This window comes from Marinobacter sp., from assembly GCF_041690615.1.
In the GTDB taxonomy this organism is placed as follows: Bacteria; Pseudomonadota; Gammaproteobacteria; order Pseudomonadales; family Oleiphilaceae; genus Marinobacter.
In genome coordinates, this window is the sequence record NZ_JAWLGY010000010.1 from 1 (window position 1) to 22948 (window position 22948).

At 60.3% G+C, this 22948-nt stretch carries 20 protein-coding genes; 8 read left to right on the plus strand and 12 right to left on the minus strand.

What is annotated here, in order from left to right; translation table 11 throughout:
• The 3 genes from ACESMZ_RS08690 to ACESMZ_RS08700 form a co-directional block, all read left to right on the plus strand.
• A partial coding sequence (locus ACESMZ_RS08690) for a hypothetical protein (protein WP_372972489.1) occupies positions 1–589 on the plus strand: 589 nt, incomplete at its 5' end.
• Positions 576–827 (plus strand): type II toxin-antitoxin system Phd/YefM family antitoxin, encoded by a 252-nt coding sequence (locus ACESMZ_RS08695; RefSeq protein WP_012137510.1) that lies wholly within the window; start codon positions 576–578, stop codon positions 825–827. The genes ACESMZ_RS08690 and ACESMZ_RS08695, both read left to right, overlap by 14 nt.
• Positions 824–1078: a Txe/YoeB family addiction module toxin gene (locus tag ACESMZ_RS08700; protein WP_372972490.1), complete on the plus strand. Its 255-nt coding sequence runs from the start codon at positions 824–826 to the stop codon at positions 1076–1078. The genes ACESMZ_RS08695 and ACESMZ_RS08700 overlap by 4 nt, the downstream gene beginning before the upstream one ends.
• 77 nt (positions 1079–1155) lie before the next feature.
• On the opposite strand, the gene ACESMZ_RS08705 is transcribed toward ACESMZ_RS08700, so the two are convergent.
• From ACESMZ_RS08705 to ACESMZ_RS08735, 7 genes are all read right to left on the minus strand, one after another.
• The gene (locus tag ACESMZ_RS08705) at positions 1156–2070 is read right to left on the minus strand and encodes a hypothetical protein (RefSeq protein WP_372972491.1); all 915 of its coding nucleotides are present in this window, start codon (positions 2068–2070) and stop codon (positions 1156–1158) included.
• A 101-nt stretch (positions 2071–2171) separates the two neighbouring features.
• On the minus strand, positions 2172–3017 hold the full coding sequence (locus ACESMZ_RS08710) for a DUF2971 domain-containing protein (RefSeq protein WP_372972492.1): 846 nt from the start codon (positions 3015–3017) through the stop codon (positions 2172–2174).
• Positions 3018–3393: 376 nt separating this feature from the next.
• Complete coding sequence (locus ACESMZ_RS08715; protein ID WP_372957891.1) at positions 3394–4167, minus strand: SDR family oxidoreductase; 774 nt, start codon at positions 4165–4167, stop codon at positions 3394–3396.
• Between the two features lie 79 nt (positions 4168–4246).
• Positions 4247–5395, minus strand: coding sequence for an acyl-CoA dehydrogenase family protein (locus ACESMZ_RS08720; RefSeq protein ID WP_372957890.1), 1149 nt, complete (start codon positions 5393–5395; stop codon positions 4247–4249).
• Between the two features lie 10 nt (positions 5396–5405).
• Complete coding sequence (locus ACESMZ_RS08725; RefSeq protein WP_372972493.1) at positions 5406–6593, minus strand: acyl-CoA dehydrogenase family protein; 1188 nt, start codon at positions 6591–6593, stop codon at positions 5406–5408.
• A gap of 98 nt (positions 6594–6691) precedes the next feature.
• On the minus strand, positions 6692–7870 hold the full coding sequence (locus tag ACESMZ_RS08730; protein ID WP_372957888.1) for an acetyl-CoA C-acyltransferase: 1179 nt from the start codon (positions 7868–7870) through the stop codon (positions 6692–6694).
• A gap of 59 nt (positions 7871–7929) precedes the next feature.
• On the minus strand, positions 7930–10023 hold the full coding sequence (locus tag ACESMZ_RS08735; RefSeq protein ID WP_372972494.1) for a 3-hydroxyacyl-CoA dehydrogenase NAD-binding domain-containing protein: 2094 nt from the start codon (positions 10021–10023) through the stop codon (positions 7930–7932).
• A gap of 247 nt (positions 10024–10270) precedes the next feature.
• On the opposite strand from ACESMZ_RS08735, the gene ACESMZ_RS08740 reads away from it, so the two are divergent.
• On the plus strand, positions 10271–10912 hold the full coding sequence (locus ACESMZ_RS08740; RefSeq protein ID WP_372957886.1) for a TetR/AcrR family transcriptional regulator: 642 nt from the start codon (positions 10271–10273) through the stop codon (positions 10910–10912).
• A 36-nt stretch (positions 10913–10948) separates the two neighbouring features.
• Here the strand turns inward: ACESMZ_RS08740 and ACESMZ_RS08745 are convergent, their stop codons facing one another.
• The 4 genes from ACESMZ_RS08745 to ACESMZ_RS08760 form a co-directional block, all read right to left on the minus strand.
• Positions 10949–11818, minus strand: coding sequence for an alpha/beta fold hydrolase (locus ACESMZ_RS08745; RefSeq protein WP_372957885.1), 870 nt, complete (start codon positions 11816–11818; stop codon positions 10949–10951).
• Positions 11819–12060: 242 nt separating this feature from the next.
• Positions 12061–13941, minus strand: coding sequence for a carbohydrate binding domain-containing protein (locus ACESMZ_RS08750; RefSeq protein WP_372957884.1), 1881 nt, complete (start codon positions 13939–13941; stop codon positions 12061–12063).
• 97 nt (positions 13942–14038) lie between these two features.
• Positions 14039–14737 (minus strand): hypothetical protein, encoded by a 699-nt coding sequence (locus ACESMZ_RS08755; protein WP_372957883.1) that lies wholly within the window; start codon positions 14735–14737, stop codon positions 14039–14041.
• Between the two features lie 110 nt (positions 14738–14847).
• Complete coding sequence (locus ACESMZ_RS08760; RefSeq protein ID WP_372957882.1) at positions 14848–15738, minus strand: DMT family transporter; 891 nt, start codon at positions 15736–15738, stop codon at positions 14848–14850.
• A gap of 100 nt (positions 15739–15838) precedes the next feature.
• Between ACESMZ_RS08760 and ACESMZ_RS08765 the strand changes: the two genes are divergently transcribed.
• The 3 genes from ACESMZ_RS08765 (at position 15839) to ACESMZ_RS08775 (ending at position 18142) form a co-directional block, all read left to right on the plus strand.
• Positions 15839–16792 (plus strand): LysR substrate-binding domain-containing protein, encoded by a 954-nt coding sequence (locus ACESMZ_RS08765; RefSeq protein WP_372957881.1) that lies wholly within the window; start codon positions 15839–15841, stop codon positions 16790–16792.
• A complete protein-coding gene (locus tag ACESMZ_RS08770; protein ID WP_372957880.1) occupies positions 16789–17391 on the plus strand; it encodes an exopolysaccharide biosynthesis protein in 603 nt (200 codons plus the stop codon). The genes ACESMZ_RS08765 and ACESMZ_RS08770 overlap by 4 nt, the downstream gene beginning before the upstream one ends.
• Before the next feature lie 76 nt (positions 17392–17467).
• Positions 17468–18142: a histidine phosphatase family protein gene (locus ACESMZ_RS08775; RefSeq protein WP_372957879.1), complete on the plus strand. Its 675-nt coding sequence runs from the start codon at positions 17468–17470 to the stop codon at positions 18140–18142.
• A 22-nt stretch (positions 18143–18164) separates the two neighbouring features.
• On the opposite strand, the gene ACESMZ_RS08780 is transcribed toward ACESMZ_RS08775, so the two are convergent.
• Positions 18165–20780, minus strand: coding sequence for an acyl-CoA dehydrogenase (locus tag ACESMZ_RS08780; RefSeq protein WP_372957878.1), 2616 nt, complete (start codon positions 20778–20780; stop codon positions 18165–18167).
• 207 nt (positions 20781–20987) lie between these two features.
• On the opposite strand from ACESMZ_RS08780, the gene ftsH reads away from it, so the two are divergent.
• Positions 20988–22868 carry an ATP-dependent zinc metalloprotease FtsH gene (gene ftsH / locus ACESMZ_RS08785; protein WP_372957877.1) on the plus strand — a complete coding sequence of 627 codons (1881 nt, stop codon included), beginning with the start codon at positions 20988–20990 and terminating at the stop codon, positions 22866–22868.
• Positions 22869–22948: the final 80 nt, after the last annotated feature.

Here is a 22948-nt window from a genome sequence, read left to right on the forward strand (position 1 = left end):
AACCCCGCGTCGCTACGCTCCGATGGGTGGCAGCCTTGCCCCGGTCCGGGTGGCAGGCTTCACGTGGAATGGGTGGCAACCTTCAGCGGTTTACGCAGACTCCTCTTTCCGTGCGTCCCGCAGTATTGCCGAAGAAATGATTCCGAACTGCAAAGAAAACCCCGACAACAATGCACGAAAGTCCAACCCATTCAGCGACCTGGGCAATTCGCCCAAGTCGAATCTCAAAGATGCTGTGAAAGCGGCTTCCTTCCTGAGCGGCTATCTGAGACTCAACAAACCCTCCGAAGCCGACGGCAATTACCAAGTAGCTGATAAAACCCAGCGCCAAAGCACCCCACCATGGCAAAGCTGCTGCCATGCGGACAACATCAGCTACGATGCTGAACAAGCTGGAGCTTTTCCTTCTTCTGTAGCGCCTTCCCAATCGTCGACCCCTTTTGATTTAACGCCCGGCTCACGCGCCGGTTTGGAGCCGCGAAGCGGCGGAAAATCGGTCGCAGTGCAGCCGATTGTTAAATCCTTTGGCGTACGGTATCCTGACCATGATCAACATCCTGTACAGGAGCAGTCTTATGGATGCCATTAGCTACACAGCCGCTAGAACCAACCTAGCAAAAACCATGGAGCAGGTCTGCGAAGACCATTCCCCTGTGATCATCACCCGGAGCAAGTCGCAGTCCGTGGTGATGATATCCCTTGAGGACTACGAGGCATTGCAAGAGACCGCATACCTCCTGCGCGCACCAAAGAACGCCCGTCGTTTGTTGGAATCCGTCGCCGAGCTGGAGCAAGGCGGTGGTCAAGAAAAGGAACTTCTTGAATGAAACTCATCTTCTCCGAGAACGCCTGGGAAGACTATCTGTACTGGCAAAAAACCGACAAAAAGATCCTTAACCGAATCAACAAGCTGATCAAAGAGACCAAGCGAGAACCGTTCGAAGGTATTGGTAAACCGGAACCGCTCAAACATAGCCTCGCTGGTTATTGGTCCCGCCGAATTAACGACGAGCACCGCATGGTCTACAAAGTCACGGATGACGCTCTGCTAATTGCCCAGCTTCGCTACCACTACTGATTTAACGCCTGCAGCATGCGCGCCCATGGAATGGAGCCGAAGGCGCAATGTAATGGGCGTCGCCGTGCCTGCATTGGTTATGCATTTTGAGATGCTACTGGCGAAAATCCCGCTCGTATGATGTCAACAATCTGTGATGCCCACGCTTTGTACTTAAGACGCTCAGGACTACCTGATCTTTGCTTTTTCTGAGACACCGAAACTCTAATGTTGCTTTGGATGTTGACAACACCCTGGGTCAGATCTTGCTGGTCCAATGTCAGATTAGCGCCATTGTAGGATGGAACGGCAAAACTCATTCCATCTTCAACCTCAAAATCGATTTCTATTCGAATGTGGGGATTCTCAAAAATTAGATTTTCACCATTACTCGAAATAACTGTATTCGGCGGTAATGTAAGGCCATTAGTTATACCCACACCTTCAGAAATATCGAAATCGTCTACGTCTATCTTCAGAGCGCTTTCCAGCTGCGGGACAGAGTAGTAAGAGTTATGGCCAGCACCTTCCTCAGAGTTATTGAACTGAACTTGCCTTTTTCCCCTGAAAGTTTTTACATCTGGATTCCAGTCGGGGTATTCGGACAGCAAATGTCCAACCACTGACACTCTCAAGAATTCAACGAGATTCTTTTGGAATACCGCGCTTTCATCGTCAGACAATTGGGGGAGACCGGCTTTTTCACTTATTCTCGTAAGATTCAATGATGAACTCAACTTTTCTCGATTAAATACGACAAAGTTTGATTTCGTCATCAGCTCTGAGTAGACATCAATGCAGTTCGGCGTAAGTATCAGATGTGGCTGAACGACATGGGTACTGTCTTCATTCCTCAACGAAAACCCTAGGTTAAGAGAAAACATCACAAATGCCGCAGCTAGTGCTGTGTAAGAAAATACCAAGTCCTTGGCATTAACATTTTTTCCAACGATAGCAACACCAATCCAAACGATAGCGATGAACAATGCAATCATCGGTGCAACAAAGCCCATGAAACTCACACCTTTCAAAAGACTAGCTCCTTAATGCATAACGCCAGTGGTAATGGGCGCGAACGGAGCGCAGCGTAGTTTGCGTCCCGTTGACCACTTTGTTATGAAATTACCGGTTTATATGGCGAAAACTCAATTTCGAAGGATGTTCTTGATAAATTACTTTCCCAGAGCTTCGCGGTAAACGGTCCCTTGTTTACTAAATCTTCGATTAGAGCCTTATCATCGTCAGTCATCTTGGCTCCGAAATATATATTTTTCATCTCCGATCCGTTAAGGATCAGGCTACTCCCATCATGCTTTGCTTGCCTCTCAGCACCAGGAATAAAAATGCTCCTGTATTCCTCCTCGTAGCTCCAGGCCGTAGATTTCATCAAAGCCGGGCTTAGAGCCCGTTTGTCATCTGGGGCCGGATATTCGATTTCCGGGTACTCATCCACATACTTCACTTTAAATGAATAGCTAATTGGAAGGATCTTAGCGTCATATTCCACACAAAAGCCCTTATGGGAATTCGCATAATGGGCCCAGAACAAGAGGTTTTTGTTGCTCGTTGTAAAGCTGCAAATTCTGGCTCGGTTAAACGAGTGCTCAGCTGAGGTATAAATAGACTCGTGGATAAATCCGGGGCGACGCATGCTGTTCGCCACAAGTCTTTTTGCCTCTTTCCAAGAGATTCCGTTTCGTCGCAAAATCTGAGTTAAATACTTTCGGATTTCGGCTACCTTCTTGGGGTCCTTCGGCCAATTAAAGTGGGGCTTACACTCAAATGGATCATTAAATTGATCTGGTGTTGAGTGATAAAGCTTGCCCTCACAGAATAGTTGTTCAAGTCGAGAAATTTTGTCTCGATTTACCGATGAAAATTTAAAGAGGGAAGTCACACCGTCGTCGTGTGGCCAAGGATGGTCCTGATCGAACCGCTGAATATCTTCCTCGTGCGACATACTAGGCTATCTTTCTTGTGATTGATTCATAACAGTTTATTCTACGTCAAAAATGACAATATTTATGAGCCAGCTCGTTTGAGGGTATAGCAGAATATCGCGAAAATTCAATTCCTTGCCGGAACACGCGCTTTACCCTACCTGCATATCCATACCGAAAAAAGCGAACAAATGTCGGTAGATTTCGAATATACCGCCAAAAGCGGTGAATATTCGGTGGATATACGAGGAAAACGTCAACACCCGCCCACAAATGAGACGCCAATCACGCGTTCTGATCGGGATCGGGCTACTGTCCAAAACAAAAAACCCGGATAACCAAAAGGGATCCGGGTAAGGGACTGTCACTGTGAACAGTGCAACCGAGGGGTTTTAATCAGCAGACCGTGGTGCCGCCATCAATGGCGATGTTCTGCCCGGTGATGTGGCGGCCGGCTTCGGTGGCCAGCAGGGCGATCAGGCCCTTCATGTCTTCCTCGCCGCCGAAGCGGTTCAGGGGGATGCGCTCCAGCATCTTCTCGCCCATGGCGTCCAGCAGGCCGTTGGCCATTTTGGAGGGGAAGAAACCGGGGCAGATGCTGTTCACGTTGATGTTGTACTTGCCCCACTCGGCGGCCAGTGCCCGGGTGAAGTTGACGTTGGCGCCCTTGGAGGTGTTATAGGCGATGGTGCTCATGCCTTCCGGGTTGCCGGACAGACCGGCGATGGAGGCGGTGGTGATCACCTTGCCGGACTTGCGGGGGATCATGCAGCGCTTGCCCACTTCACGGGTAAGGAAGAAGGTGGCGTCCACGTTCAGGTTCATTACCTTGTCCCAGGCTTCGTCCGGGTGATCTTCCGCCGGGGCACCCCAGGTGGCGCCGGCGTTGTTCACCAGGATGTCGATGTCGCCGAAGCGCTCGATGACCTGGTCCACAAAGCCGGGGATCGTCTCCCGTTTGGACATGTCGGCGGCGATGGTCATCACTTCGATGCCCTGGCCTTCCAGGTGCTTCTGGGCGTCGTCCAGTTCGTGCTGTTTGCGGGCACTGATGACCAGTTTGGCGCCCAGCTCACCCAGGGCCTCGGCCATTTGCAGGCCCAGGCCGCGGGAACCGCCGGTAATTACGGCGACTTTGCCGGTCAGATCGAATAGCTGTTTCAGACTCATTGGGGGCTCCTGTAGTTGTTGTGATGTGCCCGGCCGCCTCGTTATTTAACGAACAGGGCCGGGCATTATGCAGGCGGGATCAGGCGATTTTTTCCAGCAGCGCGTCGCTGACCTTGCCCAGGTGATAGTCGGCGTCGCCGAACACCAGGTTGATCAGGGTCAGGCGCTTGAAGATGTGGGCAGCCCACATTTCGTCGGTCACGCCCATACCGCCGTGCAGTTGCACGCCGGCCTGGCCGACCTCACGGGCACCCTGGCCGATGAGCATCTTCGCCTGGGAGATGGCCTCGCGACGGGCCACACGGTCGTCGGAGTCGGCGCTGTCCGCCGCCAGGATGGCCATGGAACGGCCCTGCTGGGCGTGGATAAACATGTCCGCCATGCGGTGTTGCAGCACCTGGAACTTGGAGATGGGCACGCCAAACTGCTTGCGGGTCTGGGTGTATTCCAAAGTGGCTTCGGTCATGGCATCCATGGCGCCCACGGCTTCGGCGCACAGGGCGGCTGTGCCCTGGTCGATGGCCTTTTCCAGTGCCGGGAAGCCCTTGTCGGCTTCACCAATAATGGCGTCGGCGCCCACTTTCACGTCCTTCAGGGTCACTTCGGCGGTCCGGAAACCGTCGTGGGTGACGAAGTCGGTGACGGATACGCCGCTGGCATCGGCATCCACCAGGAACAGGGTAATGCCGCCTTCACTGCGGGCATCGCCACTGGTGCGGGCGGATACGATGAGCTGGTTGGCCTGGCCGCCGTGGATGACCGCGGTCTTGGTGCCATTGAGCACGTAGTCGCTGCCGTCAGCCGTGGCAACGGTGTTGATGTGGGCCAGGTTGTAACGGGCGCCGTGCTCGTAAGTGGCCAAGGCCATCAGCTTCTCGCCGCTGGCGATGGCCGGCAGGATGGCCTGCTTCTGGGCGTCGGAGCCGGCGTCACGTACCAGGCCACCGGCCAGTACCACGGTAGCCAGGTAGGGCTCGGTCACCAGGGCGCGGCCGAAGGATTCCATCACCAGCATGGTGTCGATGCCGTTGCCGCCCAGGCCGTCGTAGTCCTCGGGGAAGGTGAAGGCCAGCAGGCCCATTTCCGCCAGGGCATTCCAGATACCTGCGTCGGTACCCTTGCCGGATTCGATGATCTGGCGGCGTTTCTCGAAAGTGTACTCGTTGGCCAGGAAGCGGCGCAGCGAGTCCTGCAGCATTTGCTGTTCTTCTGTCAGTTCGAAGTTCATGGTCCGCTCCTTACAGCCCCAGCACCAGTTTGGAAATGATGTTCCGCTGGATCTCGTTGGATCCGCCGAAGATGGACAGCTTGCGCATGTTGAAGTAGTCGCCGGCCGCCGGTACAGCGTTCATGCCGCCAACCATGGGGCCGTTGTAGTCCGGCTCCAGGGCATCCGGGGTGTGGGCGAGGGCGTCCTGGCCGGTGGCTTCCATGGCCAGTTCGAACAGGCGCTGGCCGATCTCGGTACCGCGGATCTTCAGGATGGACGCCTCGGGCCCGGGGCCGGTGGCGTTGGTCAGTACCCGCAGCACGGTCAGCTCCAGCGCACGCAGCTCGGCGTCCAGCTGGGCCAGGCGGTCGCGGAAGCGGGGGTTCTCGATGATGGCCTGGCCGTCATCCTGTTCTTCCCGGGCGATTTCCTTCAGGCGGCGCATCATGGCTTTCCACTGGCCCACGTTGGCCAGGCCGGTGCGCTCGTGGCCCAGCAGGTACTTGGCGTAGGTCCAGCCCTTGTCTTCTTCGCCCACCAGGTTTTCCACCGGCACCTTGACGTTCTCGAAGAACACGTCGTTAATTTCGTGCTCGCCGTCCAGCATGATGATGGGCTTCACATCGATGCCCGGGGTCTTCATGTCGATCAGCAGGAAGGAGATGCCCTCCTGGGCCTTGACGTCCTTGTTGGTGCGTACCAGGCAGAAGATCCAGTCGCCATGCTGGCCCAGGGTGGTCCAGGTCTTTTGGCCGTTGACGATGTAGTAGTCGCCGTCCCGCTCGGCGGTGGTGCGCAGGGAAGCGAGGTCAGAACCGGAGCCCGGCTCGGAATAGCCCTGGGACCACCAGACGTCACCGCTGACGATGCCGGGCAGGTGCTTGTCTTTCTGCTCCTGGTTGCCGAACTTCATGATCACCGGGGCCACCATGCGCAGGCCGAAGTCCAGCTGCCGGGGTGCACCGGCGAGGGCACACTCTTCCTCGAAGATCAGCTGTTCGATTTCGGTCCAGCCGGTGCCGCCGTATTCCTTCGGCCAGGTGCTGGCGCCCCAGCCCTGCTTGTACAGAATCTGTTGCCAGCGGACGATCATGTCCTTGGTGAAACGCAGGCGCTTCTGAACCCGCTCGCGGATGTCATCCGGCAGGTTGTCCTGCAGGAACTGGCGGACTTCCTGGCGGAAGGCCTCCTGTTCAGGGGTGTAGTTCAGTTCCATGGTTGTCTCTCTTTCTCGTCAGTTGCAACGGAGCCCCTGGGTGGCACCAGGGGCTCCGGGCTGTTCACGCAAAAGTCTTATTCGAACGAAATGCCCGATCAGGCCACTTCAAACAGTCCGGCGGCACCCATACCGGTACCAACGCACATGGTAACTACCACGTATTTCACGCCGCGGCGCTTGCCTTCGATCAGGGCGTGGCCCACCAGGCGGGAGCCAGTGGTACCGTAGGGGTGGCCCACAGCAATGGCGCCGCCGTTGACGTTCAGGCGGTCCATGGGGATACCCAGCTCACGCTGACAGTACAGCACCTGGACGGCGAAGGCCTCGTTCAGTTCCCACAGGCCAATGTCGTCCACGGTGAGGCCGGCGCGCTTGAGCAGCTTGGGTACCGCGTAGACCGGGCCAATGCCCATTTCGTCCGGCTCACAGCCGGCGACGGCGAAGCCACGGAAGATGCCCAGCGGCTGCAGGCCACGCTGTTCGGCCAGCTTGCCATCCATCAGTACACAGGCGGAGGCGCCGTCGGAGAACTGGCTGGCGTTGCCCGCAGTGACTACGCCGCCTTCCATGGCGGAGCGGATCTTGCTCACGCCTTCCAGGTTGGTGTCCGGGCGGATGCCTTCGTCCTGGGAGACGGTCACTTCCTTGCTCATCAGCTGGCCGGTGGCCTTGTCGGCAACCCCGGCGGTGGTGGTGATGGGCACGATCTCGTCGTCGAACTTGCCTTCCTCACGGGCCTTGGCGGCCAAGGTCTGGCTGCGTACGCCGTATTCGTCCATGTCCTCTTTCTTGATCTTGTAGCGCTGGGCCACGGTCTCGGCGGTCTGCAGCATGGACCAGTACAGCTCCGGCTTGTTCTGCATCAGCCAGGGCTCGGCCAGGTAGTTCTGGTTCACGGTAGCCTGTACGGTGGAGATGGACTCCACACCGCCGGCAACCATCACCGGCACCTTGTCCACGGCAATGTGCTGGGCGGCCATGGCGATGGCCTGCAGGCCGGAGGAGCAGAACCGGTTGATGGTGGCACCAGCCACAGACACCGGCAGGCCGGCACGGATGGCACCCATACGGGCCACGTCGTTACCAGTAGAACCTTCCGGCAGGGCACAGCCCATCAGTACGTCTTCAATCTCGGCGGGATCCACCTTTGAACGCTCAACCGCGTGCTGGATAGCGTGGCCGGCCAGGGTGGCGCCATGGGTCATGTTCAGGCCGCCGCGCCAGGACTTGGCCAGGGGCGTGCGGGCGGTGGATACGATGACAACATCATTCATAATCTTTCTCCTGTGTGCCGGAGCCCGCGCGGGCCCCGGCGATCGATTCGTTGGTGGCCTTACTGATCAAAACCCTTGCCTTCCTGCGCGCATTTCACGAGCAGGGGAGCCGGCTCCCAGAAGCCTGGCTGGGTGTTGGGGTTCTCGGCGAAGGGCTCCATGTCGCGGACCACGTTGGCCAGGCCAACCTGCTCGGCGTAGTGCATGGGGCCACCACGGAAGACCGGGAAGCCGTAGCCGGTCAGGTACACCATGTCGATATCGGAGGCGCGCTGAGCAATGCCTTCCTCCAGGATCCGGGCACCCTCGTTCACCAGGGCGTAGACGCAACGCTGGACAATTTCCTGGTTGCTGATCTTGCGCGGGGTGATGCCCATTTCCTTGCGGCACTCTTCCACCACCTTGTCCACTTCCGGGTCGTGCAGGGCCTTGCGGTTGCCCGGCTCGTACCGGTAGAAGCCGGCGCCGGTCTTCTGGCCGAAACGACCCATCTCGCACAGTCGGTCGGCGATCAGGTTCTTCTTCATGTCCGGGTTTTCCGCGTACAGGCGCTTGCGGATGGCCCAGCCGATGTCGCCACCGGCCAGGTCAGCCATGCGCAACGGGCCCATGGCGAAACCGAACTTCTCGATGGCCTTGTCGATCTGCTGCACGCTGGCGCCTTCCTCCAGCATGGTCAGGGCCTCGCGGGAGTACTGGTTGATCATGCGGTTGCCGATAAAGCCGTCGCAGACACCGGACACCACGGCGGTCTTTTTGATGGTCTTGGCGAGCTTCATCGCCGTGGCCAGCACGTCCTTGGCGGTCTTGTCACCGCGCACCACTTCCAGCAGCTTCATGATGTTGGCGGGGCTGAAGAAGTGCAGGCCGATCACGTCTTCCGGGCGCTTGGTGAAACTGGCAATCTTGTTCACGTCCAGGGTGGAGGTGTTGGAGGCCAGGATAGCGCCCGGCTTGCAGATCTCGTCCAGCTTGGTGAACACCTGCTCCTTGACGCCCATTTCCTCGAACACGGCCTCGATCACCAGGTCCGCGTCCTTCAGGTCGTCATAGCTCAGGGACGGGGTCAGCAGGTCCAGCTTCGCCTTGGCCTTGTCCTCGGTCATGCGGCCTTTCTTCACCTGGCCCTCATAGACTTTGCGGATGGCTTCCACGCCACGGTCCAGGCCTTCCTGCTTCATCTCGACGATGGTGACCGGAATGCCGGCGTTGAGGAAGTTGATGGAGATACCGGTGCCCATGGTGCCGGCACCGATCACGCCCACCTTGTTGATGTCACGGGTGGGGGTGTCAGAGGGCACGTCGGCGATCTTGCTGGTCTTGCGCTCGGCGAAGAAGGCGTGGCGCAGGGCGGCGGATTCCGGGGTCTGCATCAGGTACTTGATACCGTCGCGCTCGACTTTCATGCCCTCGTCGAAGGGCTTTGTGGCGGCGGCTTCCACCGCTTCCAGGCACTTCAGGGGGGCGGGGTAGTTCTTGGCCATGGCACCGATGGTGTTGCGGGCGAACATGAAGAAGCCTTCCGGGTTGGGGTGCTTCACCTTCAGGTCGCGGACCTTCTTCAGCGGCATCTTCTCGGCAACGACCTTACGGGCGAAGGCCAGGGCGCCTTCCATCAGGTCGCCTTCGATGATCTCGTCCAGCAGCGGAGTGCCTTCAAACTTCTTCGCCGGAACAACGGCGCCAGACACGATCATGTTCAGGGCCTGCTCGACACCGATCACCCGGGGCAGGCGCTGGGTGCCGCCGGCGCCCGGCAGGATGCCCAGCTTCACTTCCGGCAGGGCCAGTGTCGCGTCCGGCTTTGATACCCGGTAGTTACAGCCCAGGGCCAGTTCCAGGCCGCCGCCCATGCAGTTGCCGCTGATGGCTGCGATAACCGGCTTCCTGGCGGTTTCCACATAGTGGATGGCGGTGGTGAGGATGGGCTCCTGCATCACTTTCGGGGTGCCGAACTCAGTGATGTCGGCGCCGCCAGAGAAAGCCCGGTCGGAACCGGTGATGACGATGGCCTCGATGGCGCTGTCCTGTTCGGCTTTCTTGATGCCGTCGACAATGCCCTGACGCAGCCCGAGGCTGAGGCCGTTGACCGGCGGATTGTCCAGGCGGATAACGGCCACATTGCCGTTGGTGTCGTAGTGTGCGGTGCTCATGCTCGCTCCTTATTGGCGGTGGCAACAGGTGCCGGATAGCTCTTTCGGCTCTTGCCGGGGCAGGTCGGTCCCCGGTTCGGCGCCTTTTGGATAATGGAATGGGGGAGTTTTATTCCATACACTGGTGTCTGGAGAGTCCGTACAGTAATGTATGTTGGCGTTAAAGGTCAACGGGGTTGTACACTCCGCGCCCCTTGGACTTCATGGACTTCGAGCCGGCACACCGGCAACCCGATACAGGCAGACTATGGCATCCGATTCCAGGCGATCCCCCGGCGCTACTGAAAAGTCCGGCAAGGCACAACTGACCCGCGACGACTGGCTGGATGCCGCCGCCGGCGAGGTGGCCAGTGGCGGCTTTGGTAGCCTGCGGGTGCTCACACTCGCGAAGAAACTCGGCGTGACCCGAGGCAGCTTCTACTGGCACTTCCGGGACCATGAGGACCTGGTGGACAGCTTCCTGGACCGCTGGCGCGACCGCCGCTTTGTGGAACTGGATTACATGCGGCCCAAAGGGGAACACCCGGAAGAGGAACTGCACCAGTTGCTGCAACTGCTGCTGACCGACGCCTCCCGCAACGTACGCCGGTTACAGGTGGAACTGGCGGTCCGTGACTTCGCCCGCCGCAATCGCCATGCCGCCGAGATCGTCGAGGAGGTGGACCAGGCCCGGGTGGAGCAGAACAAATTGTTGTTCCGCAACCTGGGCAGCGCCGATAGCGAAACCGAGGACCTGGCGATGTTGATGTATGTGGCGTCAGTGGGGTCCCAGGTGGTGCTTTCCGGTCGCAAGGGCAATGAAGACGCCGTGGCCAGGATCGAGAACCTGGTGGCCCGGCTGGCCCTGGGGCAGGGCGGTGGTGAGCGCCGGAAAGACGAAGAAGAATAGGGCAGCCTCCAGTGCCGCCCTGTCCGGAATGTCTACTCAGCCGGCGTCGAAAAAGCCGTTCATGTGACCAGCCACTTCTTCCGGTTTCTCTTCCTGCAGGAAGTGACCCGCATCCACCTGTTCCACCCGGATTTCTTCAAAGCAATCCTCGATGTGGTTGAGGTATTCCGGAATGATCACCTTGTCCTTGTTGCCGTAGATGTAGAGGCTCGGGATTTTCCATTTATGGCCTGACAGGGTGGCCCAGCGCTTGGCGTCGTCCTTGAAGGCGCGGTAATAGCTGGCGCCGGCGCCCGGGGTGCCGGGGATGCTGTACATGCGCACGTATTCCGCCACCGCATCCTCCGGGATCGGCTTCACCACACCATTGACGAAGAAGCGGATCCAGGTGCCCTCATTGCCGGGGATCATGGCTTCGGCCAGTCCCGGCGCCTGCTGGAAGTGCTGATACCAGTAGGCCTTGCCGCTGCCGGAGCGGACTTTCTCGATCACTTCCATGTTGCCCTTGAGGTTGTTGATGATGGCGATGTTCATGATCACCATCTTCCGGATACGCTCCGGGATCGCCAGGGCCACTTCCTGGGCCACGATGCCGCCCCAGTCATGGCCCACCAGCTGGAACTCCTGGATGCCCAGCTTGTCCAGCATGCTGACCACGTCTTCTGCCAGGGCCTGCTTGCTGTAGTGCTGCTGGCCTTCAGTACGTTCGCTGTCACCCAGGCCCCGCAGGTCTGGTGCGATCACCCGCAGCCCTTCTTTCAGGTGGCGACCGGTGTGCTCCCAGCAATAGGAGCTTTCCGGCCAGCCGTGAATCATGACCACCGGGGCGCCGTCGGGATCACCGCCCTCCCGCCAGGTAAATTGGCCACGAGGGGTCGAGAGGGTTTTCGGTTCGCTGAGAAACATAGTGGGGCTCCTGCCTGTTGTTCTGTCGTTGGTGTTGGTCGGAATCAGGTTGCAAAACAAAACCTGATCCTAGACAGCCGGACGGTGGCTTGTCCAGTGGATCGGGTCAGCGGAAGTCAGGGGCAAGCGGGAACGGATCAGGGAAAAGGGGCACCCGGCCGGGGAAGCCAGGGCCCAAGAGGTCACCGAGTACTTCTCCGGTTTGCCGGCTGGCGATGTCGCCACCAGCCGGCAAACCGGTACTACAGGCCGAGTCTGAAGTTATCGATAACAATACGGCTGGAGGTCGCCGCACCCATCACGTGCAGCCTCAGCTGGTCGATGTTGCCGGAGGGCTGCAGGCCGAACTGGCTGTCGATAGTCGCCCAACTGTTGGTGGCAATCTGGCCACCGCCCAGCTTTTGCCAGTGGGCGCCTTCGTCATCCACATACCAGGCCCAGAGCTCCACCGTGTCCGAGGTCTGACGGCGGTTGCTGAGCATCACATCAAACGATGCCTGGTAGGTCTTGCCGGCTTCCACCAGGCCGGTTGCCTCGAGGGCCGGGCCTGAATAGGTGCTCATCCGGAACAGGGACGCCAGGCCGAAGTTGCCCTCGCTGGCGGTACGGGTACGGAACACCCAGCTGCCCATATAGCCGGACCAGCCGTTGCCGCCGTCCTCGAAGCCTTCTTCCAGAATGATGCTACTGCCGCCATTATTGTCATCACCTTCATCCTCGCCCGGGGCATCGGCGACCTTCTCGAGCCGGACCTCATCCGCCACGAAATCAACCCCCTCGGCGGGGCCAGCAATCAGCAGCCGGGCCTGTCGGACAGCGCCTTCAGCCGCAACGGTGAAGGTCTCCTCATAACGGCTCAGTTCGTTGGCGGTTACCGACAGTTCTGGAAGGTCCTGGAAGCGGGTGCCTTCGCTGTCCGTAATTTCCAGGCTGACCCGGACCACATCACGGGTATCGGTTCCGGCCAGTGCCAGTCTCGCGGACACCCGGTATTGCGCTCCGGCTTCCAACCCATCTTCGATCAGCTGCACGGGCCCGCCGTAATACCCGGTGCGGTCGGTCACCAGCAGCAGGTTGTCCCGGCCACAGCTGGTATTGATGCTGGCGGTGGTCAGGCTGGCCGCGTTGTTGAAGCTGCTCCAGGGCGCCAGGTCATTAAAGTCGGGGGCCTGGATCAGGTTGTTCTCCGCCAGTTCCGGCTTGTCACAGACAGGCAGGTCAGGATCGCTGCCGTTGTCACTGTCGTTGCCGCCGTTGTCGTCGCCGTTACCAGGGGTACCATCGCCATCGCCAGGATCACCGGGATTATCGTTGCCCGGCTCTTCTTCTTCCGGGTCACCATCGTCGATCACCGCAGTGGGCATGAAGTCCGCCACCTGGGCAGCCAGCTGGTTGATCGCGGTAACCGCGTCGGCGCCATCGCTGCGATTGATGTCGGAGCCGCAGGGCTGGCCTTCGCAGCGCACCTGGTCCGGGCTGGCAAACTGTGCCAGGTGGTTGCGGGTGCCATAGGACTGGGGGTAGGCCATGACGGTACTGAACAGGCCGGACACCCCATGGCCACGGCCCCAGGGAAACACGGAACCGAAGGAGTTCTGGGCGTGGGAGTGGCCCAGTGACATGTTGTGCCCCAGCTCGTGGACAAAGGTGTTATAGCCGCAGGTCACGCCGGTCATGCTGTAACCGTAGGCGGATGCGTTGGAATAGAAACGACCGGTATTCTCGTTACCGCCGGGCTGGTAGCCGACACCGCAGACATAACCGGCGCCGCTGCGTTGCGGGGTGCTGATCAGAGCGACCAGGTCTGCTCCATATTGCTGACGCAGGCGCGCGACGGTGCTGTCGGCCCGGAAGCGCCCCAGCACGTTACCGTCAACGCTGCCGAAGCTGCCCTGAACCTGCTCGGTACCCACCAGCCGCAGTTGCACATCCACATCGCTGTTGCGGTAGGCCTGGTTGGCATGTTCCACATAGGACACGATGCGGGCTTCGATGTCCTGGCCAGAGGCGGTGGCGGCGGCTTCGCCGGTGTAGAACACCAGCACGTCGACCTGGTTGGCGAGGGTCAGCGGGCTTGCCAGCGCAATGGAAAGGCTGGCAAGCCAGTGAATGGGTTGTTTCATAGTGTCGATCCCTGATCAAGGGTGTGTTTGTACGGCGGGTACTCCTGTCCGCCGTGGGGTTCCGGGTACTGCCGGCAGCTGTCGCTGCCTTACTGCGTCAGTCGGAGGGCGGCGCCTGATCCACGCCGGGCACCGGGATGGCATCATCCTCACCGGCCAGGTTGCCCTGTATGTCGGTTTCGCTGGTCAGGGTGGTGTCACCGGTGGTGTTGTCGATGACCGCCGAGTAGACCCCTTCGCGGGTACTGATCACCACGTAGGTGGATTTTTTCCCCCGGGTAACCACGACGTTGTCGTCTTCATGGCCACCACTGACGGGGCCGCGGAAGACCTGTATGTCGTTGAGCTGGTTATGGGTGCTGTCCAGGCGGGCGGTGAGGGTGCGGTCCAGTTCAGGTAGCTGCAGTGCCAGCTGCTGCCCCACGTGCAGCGAAGCAGCTGCTTCCGGGTCGCCTTTCAGGCGGATCGCCGGGAAGCCGTCCACCTCGGTCTTTTCAGGGTCGCCGTCGGTACGCCACAGGGCAATCACTGGCCGGGCATTGCGGGAAGGACTGTCGGGCCGCGCCGGCAGGGCGGCGGTGGCTTCAGGGTCTGGCCAGCGGGGAACATTATCCGGAACACCGGCATTGGCCACGCCCGGAGCGTGCGTTTCCCCGGTGTCGGTGTGCGGGTTGCCTGCTTCCGGGTTATCTCCCGGTGTTCCGGGCACCGGGTCGGTGGTAACCGGCGAAAACAGGAACAGCAGTGCCGCAATGACAACTGCAATGCCGGCTGCAAAGGCCAGGGCTTTGGACATGGACGCCTCCTGCGAATAGATCGGTTCCGTCGTTATTCACACCATGGTGCCTGCTGGGTGCCTTCGAGCTCATGTGAAAATCTGTTAAGTATCCCGAATTGGGAACCCGTTCATGCCTCCTGGGCTTCGGCGCCCGGCCGGCGATGAATCAGGCGCTGCTTGCGACGCTGATTGAGGCCGATCATTAACAGCGGCACGATAATCATCAGGCTGCCGGTAAGGAACCACAGGTCCGGCACTTCACCAAAGGCGAGCCAGCCCACCGCAATGGCCCAGATCAGGCCGGTATACTCGGCGCTGGTGACCTGGTTGGCGTCCACATGCTTGTAAGCCATCAGTACACCGGCGTTGTAACCCAGGATAAACACCGCCGAGCCCACGGCGCTGGCAATAATCTCCCATCGCCAGGAGGCCCCTTCCCACATCGCCAGCGCGAAGCTGGCGGGAATAGCCAGTAGCGAGTTGAGAAACAGCTTGTGCAGGGTCGACTGGCCGGAGGGCAGCCGGCGCACCATCAGTGCAGCCACTGCCAGGCAGAAAGCGGTGCCCAGTGCGGAAAGGGCCGAGAAATCCAGGGCCGTGGGGCGCAGGATCACCAGTACCCCGGCAAAGCCACTGATAACCGCCACCACACTCAGGGGCGAAAGCCGCTCACGGAATACCAGCACCGACAACACCATCAGGATCACCGGCGCGGCGTAGAACACCGCGTTGGCGGTTGCCAGGGGCAGGGTGGTCAGGGCTACCACCATACACAGTAATCCGGCCAGCAAAACGTGGGAGCGGATGGCATGGACCATAAAGCCCTCGAACAGCCGCGGGTATTCCGCCCGTTTCAGAAGCGGCATCAGCAGGCAGACGGTGATGAGATTGCGCAGGAACGCAAACTGGAACACCGGTGCGTCCGGCTCCATCAGCTTGATGAATACATCGGACACAATGGCCAGGGCATTGCCGATAATCAGCAGCAGAATGGCGCTGTTGACGGTCTTGCCTGACATGGTGCCTCCGGCTGGTTGAGTGATGGGGAGGAAAAAGTATAGGGATGCATGCATATCCGATAAAATGATATTTATTGTTCAACTATGAGAAAAATCGATAATGAAACTGCCACCCCTGAAATCCCTGCCCGTATTCGAAGCGGTCGCCCGGCTGAACAGCTTCTCTCGCGCCGCCGAAGAGCTCAGCGTCAGCCAGAGTGCGGTCAGCCATCAGATCAAGCAGTTGGAAACCTTTCTGGGTGAACCCCTGTTCGTGCGCCATGGCCGCAGCCTTGCCCTGACCCGGGAGGGACAGGACTACCTGGAAGGCATTTCTTCGGCCCTGGTGCAGATCGACCGGGCCACAGGTCAGCTGCTGGGTCGTCAGGACAGCAGTTTGCGCCTGGCAGTGTTCAGCTCTTTCGCCGTGCGTTGGCTGGTGCCCCGGTTACCCGACCTGCACCGTCAACACCCGGAAATCCAGCTGATACTGGAAATGACCGGAGAGCACCCGGTGCTGTCGGGGCGTGTGGCTGACAGCTTCATTACCATCAATACGGATTCACCCGCCTACAGCTATGATCTGCTATACCGTGAGCGACTGTTTCCGGTATGCAGTCGCCAGTACTGGCAGAAGCTGGAGGGAGAATCGCTGACCACTGACTCCGTGGCGCACCATCCGTTGCTGTCCACCTTCAGCATCTACAATCGCACCTGCGGCGACTGGGAGGCGTGGTTTGGCGAGGCGGGAATGGGCATTCCGGCCACCGCTCAGGTACAGCATTTCAGCCATATGCTGCTGGCGCTGGAGGCGGCCCGTTATCACCAGGGTATCGCCCTGACCAATGACTACATGCTGAGCAACCGGGACGACGCCGGCGATTTTGTGCGTTTACCCCTGCACAGCGTCGTCACCGGAGACAGCTTCTATTTCGCTGTCAAGGTCAGCCGGCGCCAGGAACCTGGTTTGCGATCACTGCGGAACTGGTTGCTGGCCCGGGCCATCGACAGTGGCCTGCTGGATGAGAAACCCGGCAACGCCGGTACTACGGACAACCCGAAGGAGCCTGAATGAGCGACGAGCAGCGCGCTGACAGCCTGGAGGAGCTGCTGGCCCGGATCCGGGACACTGACGGTGACGGCCAGCGGGTAACGGTGAGGGAAATTCTCGATGCGGCCGGTACCCGGAGTTTCGGCCCCGTGGCTGTGGTGGCCGGGCTCGTGGTGCTGGCGCCCCTGATCGGCGACCTGCCGGGCGTGCCCACCCTGATGGGAATGCTGGTGATTCTCACCGTTGGCCAGCGCCTGTTCCGCCGGGACCATATCTGGTTGCCCGGCTGGCTGAGCCACCGGCAGGTGCCGCGGGACAAGCTGCACAGGGGGCTGGCGTGGTTGCGTAAACCGGCCCGCTTCCTGGACAGGTTCACCGGGCCCCGGCTGACCTGGCTGATGACCGGGGGCGGCAACCTGCTGCTGGCACTGGCCTGCCTGGTGGTTGCCCTGGCCCTGCCACTGATGGAGTTCGTCCCCCTGAGCGCCAACGGAGGGGGGCTGGCCCTGATGGCCTTCGGCCTCGCCATGATCGCCCGGGACGGTGTTGTGGCGGTGCTGGCCCTGGTGCTCAGCGGAGGTACCCTGGGGTTCATCGGCTGGCAACTGGCCAGCAATTTCTGAGCCGGTCGACTGGTCAACGGGTCACAGCTGAGGCAGGATGTGGCTTTTGCAGTCACACACAGGTAGCACGTATCCCATGGCAAAACTCTTTATCGTCCGACACGGGCAGGCCTCGTTTGGTGAGGCAAACTACGACCAGCTTTCCGAGCTTGGCTGGCAACAGGCCCGCTGGCTGGGGGAGTATTTCGCCGAGCGCGAACTGAACTTCCACCGGGTAGTGGCCGGCGACCTGCAGCGCCAGCAGGATACCGCCAGGGGTGTCCTTGAGGGTATGGCACACGCCGGCATCGACGTTTCTACCCATCCCGGTCTCAATGAATACGACGGCGAGATGATGTACCGGGCATTCACCGGGCAGGGGGACCAGCACCTGCACCAGAAGCGGGACTTCAAGGATTACTGGCGCACCTTCCGCTCCGCCTACGAGGCCTGGATCGACGACCGGCTCACCGATGTACCGGAAACCTGGGGCGACTTCGGTCAGCGTATTGAAGATGCCATCAGCCATGCCTGCGAAGGTGCGGACCGGGACGATGCGGTACTGGTGGTGACCTCCGGTGGGGTGATTGGCAGCGCCCTGACCCAGCTGGTTGAAGGGCCGCAGAAGGGCGCCATCCATTTCAACTTCCAGTTCCGCAACACGGGTTTCTGTGAAGTGATCGTGGGCCGCAGTGCCCGCCGGGTGCTGAGCTTCAATAACGTACCCCACCTGGACCGGCCAGGACGCCGGCACGCCCTGACCCACGTCTGATGCCTGCCTGACGGCCGGAAGGTTATGTTTTCCGGCCGTTGGTCTTGCTACTGGTACCCTTGCGGCTCCTTGTCGCGCTGGTGGTGGAATTCCCGCTGGTGGCCGGCTTCTTCGGCGGGAGTGACTCAGTGTCCTGGTCGTCGCTGGCCGGCCGCTCCACCACCTTGCGCTTGCCCTTGGCACAGCGGGAAAGGGCCTTGAGGCCGTCCGCATCGAAGGCATCCACCCGGATCACGTCGTAGAGCGCGGTCAGGGCCTCCAGCAGCTTGTCGCACTCCTCATCCCGGATAATGCCTTCCTTGCAGGCCCAGTCCACCAGCTCCTTGCGCTGATGACCCAGCAACATATCGATACCGCCGAGCTCTTCGGGGTCACGGTTGCGAATGGCGTCGTGCAGGCGGGCCCGTACTTCCACCGTCTCGTTGGCCAGACGGTAGGCGTTGAGCACCCGGCCCAGGGCATCGTCCGGCTTGTCGTTGACGTAGGCGCCCCGACTGATGCGCTGGCGCAGTGGCGTGTCTTTCACAATGGTGGCGGCTACTTCCGTGCCCAGGCGGTCATCCGGGCCGTTGAGACCGGTAGCGCCCAGGGGGAATATCAGAATCCGCAGCGGCCAGCGCAGGGCCGGTACCGGGAAGTTGATCACCGCTTCGCGCATGGCTGCCTGTAGGTCCTTCAGGCAGGTTTGCAGGCACCACTCCACCAGGGGACGCTGATCGTCCGGGTAGCCTTCCTCGTGCCATTGCTTGATCACGGCGGAGGCATAGTACAACTGAACCAGGCAGTCAGCCATGCGGCCGGACAGTCGCTGGCGGGCCTTCAGGCCGCCACCGATGGTCAGCAGGGTAACGTCGGTCATCAGCGCGAAACCGGCGGAGAATCGGGCCAGTTGCCGGTAATACTTGCCAATGTTGCCCTCACGGGGGGCGGGTTCCGCAAATCCGTGGGTAAGGCCCAGTACCAGCGCCCGCAGTGCATTGCGGGTGGTATGGGCGATATGCCGGTAAAAGGTGTCGTCGAACTTGCGAACCGCCTCCCGCTCGTCGGCCATGCCCGCCGCTTCAATTTCATCCACGATGAATGGATGGCAGCGGATTGCACCCTGGCCAAATACCATCAGGCTGCGGGTGAGGATATTGGCCCCCTCCACCGTGATGCCAATGGGTACAGCCTGGTAGGCTCGGGCCAGGAAGTTGCGAGGGCCGGTGATCACGCCCCGGCCGGCGACCACGTCCATGGCGTTGTTGATCACCACCCGCATCAGGTCGGTGTTGCGGTATTTCAGTACCGCCGAGGGCACCGAGGGCCGCACGCCCCGGTCCAGCATGCCCGCGGTCAGCAAGCGGGCAGAGTCCATCATCCAGGTGTAGCCGGCAATGGGCTCCAGGGCTTCCTGCACCCCCTCAAACTGGCTGATGGAACGACCGAACTGCTCCCGCACCAGGGCATAGGAGCCGGTGGCCAGGCTGGCGACCTTGCCGGCACCGGTGCCCAGGGCGGGCAGGGAAACGGAGCGGCCGATGGACAGTACTTCCAGCAACATGGTCCAGCCCTTGCCTAGCATCTCCTGGCCACCGATGACCTGCTCCATGGGGATAAAGACATCGTTGCCCCAGGTGGGTCCGTTCATGAAGACGGTATTCATGGGCAGGTGGCGGGCGCCGGCATGGACGCCTTCGGTATCCCTCGGGATCATTACGCAGGTGACCCCCACATTGTCGCTGCCACCGAGCAGCTTGTCGGGGTCGTAGACCTTGATGGCCAGGCCGATCAGGGTCGCCACGGGAGCCAGGGTGATATAACGCTTGTTCCAGGTGACCTTGAGGCCCAGCACTTCCTTGCCGTTCCACTGGCCCTTGCAGACAATGCCCTTGTCGGGAATGGCTCCGGCGTCGGATCCGGCCACCGGTGAGGTAAGGGCAAAGCACGGGATTTCCTCGCCACTGGCAAGGCGGGGCAGGTAGTGCTGCTTCTGGTCGTCGGTGCCGTATTCCATCAGCAGTTCGCCCGGCCCCAGGGAGTTGGGGACCATCACGGTTACGGCCGCAGACACACTGCGGGTGGAAATCTTCATCACGATTTCCGAGTGGGCGGTGTGGGAGAAGCCCTTGCCACCTTGCTCCTTCGGAATCATCAAACCGAAAAAGCCGTTCTCCCGAATGTATTTCCAGACCTTGTCCGGCAGGTCGTAGTCCTCGTGGGTGATCTTCCAGTCGTCCAGCATGGCGCAGAGTTTATCCACCGGGCCATCGAGAAACGCCTGTTCCTCGCTGGAGAGGTGGGCGGGCCTGGCATCCAGCAGCTTCGACCAGTCCGGCTGGCCGGAAAACAACTCTCCGTCCCAGTCTACGGAACCGGACTTCAGGGCCTCCTGCTCGGTGTCGGACAGTTTGGGCAGCTGACCGCGTACCCAGCCCAGCAGGGGTTTGCTGAGCTTGTCGCGGCGCAGCTCATCGGCGTGCAGGATCATCATGGCCAGGGCCAGCAGACCGCCCCCGAGGAGAATGCTGAGAATATGCCAGTCATCCTGGGCCATGCCGGCCAGGGTGGCGGCTACCAGCACCACGGTAGCCACCGTGCCGCCAAGGCCAAGATAGATCAGCACCAGGGCACTGATGATCAGGAACAGAACGCTCATTGACAGACCTCCGTATCGGGAATGGAATGCACCATAACTGTGTTTACCATCGGTCAAACCCGCTGGGCTTGCAAGTGGGGACCAGTGCCGGAACGACAGCTGCAACAGTCCTTCCAGTGCGCTTTGATACATATCACCCGTTAGCTTGCGATGAACAGGCTATACTGGAAGTCCTGCAAAATCAGAGCCGTTAACAGGAAGCGACCCATGCCAACGCCAACACCGGACAAGCGTACGCAATTCTCCATCTGGTACTTCGTGGGAGTATTGTTGCTTCTCTTTCTGCTGCCGGACTGGCTCTCTACCCAGCCACAGACCATCCGTTACAGCGAATTCCGTACGCTGGCCCTGTCCGGGGAGTTGCAGGACGTGACCGTTGCCAGTGAAGAGGTGAAGGCCTCGATACCCCGCAACCAGCTTTCACCTTTCCTGTCGTCCGAGGAGCTGAACCGGCTGCGCTCCTCCGAGGGTGACCTGGTGAGCATCCGCGCAATCCGGGTGGACGACCCGGATCTGGTACAGGTGCTGGAGGAGGCCGGCGTGGACTATACCGGCGTGCGGGAGAACACCTGGCTCACGTCCCTGCTGTCCTGGCTGCTGCCCTTTGCGTTGCTGGTGCTGCTGTGGAGCTTCCTGTTGCGGCGGATGGGCGGCATGGGCGGCGGTGGCGGCAGCATGATGTCCATCGGCAAGAGCAAGGCCAAGGTCTACATGGAGAAGGACACGAAAGTGACTTTCGATGACGTGGCCGGTGTGGACGAAGCCAAGGCCGAGTTGCAGGAAGTGGTGGACTTTCTCCGCGATCCGGACAAGTACAGCCGCCTGGGCGCGCATATCCCCAAGGGGGTGCTCCTGGTTGGCCCGCCGGGTACCGGCAAGACCCTGATGGCCCGGGCGGTGGCCGGACAGGCGGGCGTGCCTTTCCTGTCCATCAGCGGCTCGGAGTTCGTAGAGATGTTCGTGGGGGTGGGTGCCGCCCGGGTAAGGGATCTGTTCAACCAGGCCCGGGGCATGGCCCCGGCCATTATCTTTATCGATGAGCTGGATGCCCTCGGCCGGGCCCGGGGTGCCAACCCGATGATGGCCAACGATGAAAAGGAGCAGACCCTCAACCAGTTGCTGGTCGAACTGGATGGTTTTGATCCGTCCAGCGGGCTGATCCTGCTGGCCGCCACCAACCGCCCGGAGATCCTGGACCAGGCGCTGCTGAGGGCCGGGCGGTTTGACCGGCAGGTGCTGGTGGACCGGCCAGACCGTATCGGCCGGGCCCAGATCCTGAAGGTGCATATCCGCAAGATAAAGCTGGATGCGGATACCGACCTGGACCACATTGCCGCCCTGACACCGGGCTTCACCGGCGCCGACCTGGCCAACCTGGTGAACGAGGCTGCCTTGCTGGCCACCCGGCGTAATGCCGACGTGGTCACCCTGGACGACTTCAATGCGGCGATCGAGCGTATCGTGGCTGGCCTGGAGAAGAAAAACCGGATTCTCAGTGAAAAGGAACGTCGCACCGTGGCCTACCACGAGCTGGGCCATGCTCTTGTCGCCATGTCCCTGGAAGGGGTAGACCCGGTTCAGAAGGTCTCCATCATCCCCCGGGGTATCAGTGCCCTCGGCTACACCCTGCAACGACCCACCGAAGACCGCTTCCTGCTGTCAGAACAGGAACTGCGCAATCGTATGACCGTTCTGCTCGGGGGCCGTGCTGCGGAAAGCCTGGTGTTCAGGGCCACCTCCACCGGTGCTGCTGATGACCTGGAAAAGGCCACCGATATTGCCCGGGACATGGTCACCCGCTTCGGGATGATCCCGGCCCTTGGCCAGGTCACCTACGAGAAGGCCGGGCAGAACCATCTCCAGCAGCGCTGGCTGGACAGTTCCCGGCAATACAGTGAGGCGACGGCGGAAGCCATCGACCAAGCCATTCGCGAGCTGATCGACCAGGCGTTCAACCAGGCTACGGCAATTCTCGAGTCCCATCGGGAAACACTGGAAAACGGTGCCCACAGGTTGCTGGAGGTAGAGGTGCTCAGTGGGGAAGCCCTCCAGAAACTGCTGGGGCAGGAAGGCCAGAACCACACCTGAAGTGCGTTCACAACCAGGTCATAATGCAAACTATTGTCAAAAGTACCGAAATCAACGCTGAACAATTGATCCAGTCTTCG

Excerpts from the sequence above, each read along its gene's own strand:
- ftsH (WP_372957877.1), top strand. The coding sequence starts at position 20,988 with ATGCCAACGCCAACACCGGACAAGCGTACGCAATTCTCCATCTGGTAC.
- ACESMZ_RS08715 (WP_372957891.1), bottom strand. The coding sequence starts at position 4,167 with ATGAGTCTGAAACAGCTATTCGATCTGACCGGCAAAGTCGCCGTAATT.
- ACESMZ_RS08760 (WP_372957882.1), bottom strand. The coding sequence starts at position 15,738 with ATGTCAGGCAAGACCGTCAACAGCGCCATTCTGCTGCTGATTATCGGC.
- ACESMZ_RS08730 (WP_372957888.1), bottom strand. The coding sequence starts at position 7,870 with ATGAATGATGTTGTCATCGTATCCACCGCCCGCACGCCCCTGGCCAAG.
- ACESMZ_RS08720 (WP_372957890.1), bottom strand. The coding sequence starts at position 5,395 with ATGAACTTCGAACTGACAGAAGAACAGCAAATGCTGCAGGACTCGCTG.
- ACESMZ_RS08780 (WP_372957878.1), bottom strand. The coding sequence starts at position 20,780 with ATGAGCGTTCTGTTCCTGATCATCAGTGCCCTGGTGCTGATCTATCTT.
- ACESMZ_RS08750 (WP_372957884.1), bottom strand. The coding sequence starts at position 13,941 with ATGAAACAACCCATTCACTGGCTTGCCAGCCTTTCCATTGCGCTGGCA.
- ACESMZ_RS08775 (WP_372957879.1), top strand. The coding sequence starts at position 17,468 with ATGGCAAAACTCTTTATCGTCCGACACGGGCAGGCCTCGTTTGGTGAG.
- ACESMZ_RS08735 (WP_372972494.1), bottom strand. The coding sequence starts at position 10,023 with ATGAGCACCGCACACTACGACACCAACGGCAATGTGGCCGTTATCCGC.
- ACESMZ_RS08745 (WP_372957885.1), bottom strand. The coding sequence starts at position 11,818 with ATGTTTCTCAGCGAACCGAAAACCCTCTCGACCCCTCGTGGCCAATTT.
- ACESMZ_RS08765 (WP_372957881.1), top strand. The coding sequence starts at position 15,839 with ATGAAACTGCCACCCCTGAAATCCCTGCCCGTATTCGAAGCGGTCGCC.
- ACESMZ_RS08710 (WP_372972492.1), bottom strand. The coding sequence starts at position 3,017 with ATGTCGCACGAGGAAGATATTCAGCGGTTCGATCAGGACCATCCTTGG.
- ACESMZ_RS08755 (WP_372957883.1), bottom strand. The coding sequence starts at position 14,737 with ATGTCCAAAGCCCTGGCCTTTGCAGCCGGCATTGCAGTTGTCATTGCG.
- ACESMZ_RS08705 (WP_372972491.1), bottom strand. The coding sequence starts at position 2,070 with ATGGGCTTTGTTGCACCGATGATTGCATTGTTCATCGCTATCGTTTGG.
- ACESMZ_RS08695 (WP_012137510.1), top strand. The coding sequence starts at position 576 with ATGGATGCCATTAGCTACACAGCCGCTAGAACCAACCTAGCAAAAACC.
- ACESMZ_RS08725 (WP_372972493.1), bottom strand. The coding sequence starts at position 6,593 with ATGGAACTGAACTACACCCCTGAACAGGAGGCCTTCCGCCAGGAAGTC.
- ACESMZ_RS08700 (WP_372972490.1), top strand. The coding sequence starts at position 824 with ATGAAACTCATCTTCTCCGAGAACGCCTGGGAAGACTATCTGTACTGG.
- ACESMZ_RS08740 (WP_372957886.1), top strand. The coding sequence starts at position 10,271 with ATGGCATCCGATTCCAGGCGATCCCCCGGCGCTACTGAAAAGTCCGGC.
- ACESMZ_RS08770 (WP_372957880.1), top strand. The coding sequence starts at position 16,789 with ATGAGCGACGAGCAGCGCGCTGACAGCCTGGAGGAGCTGCTGGCCCGG.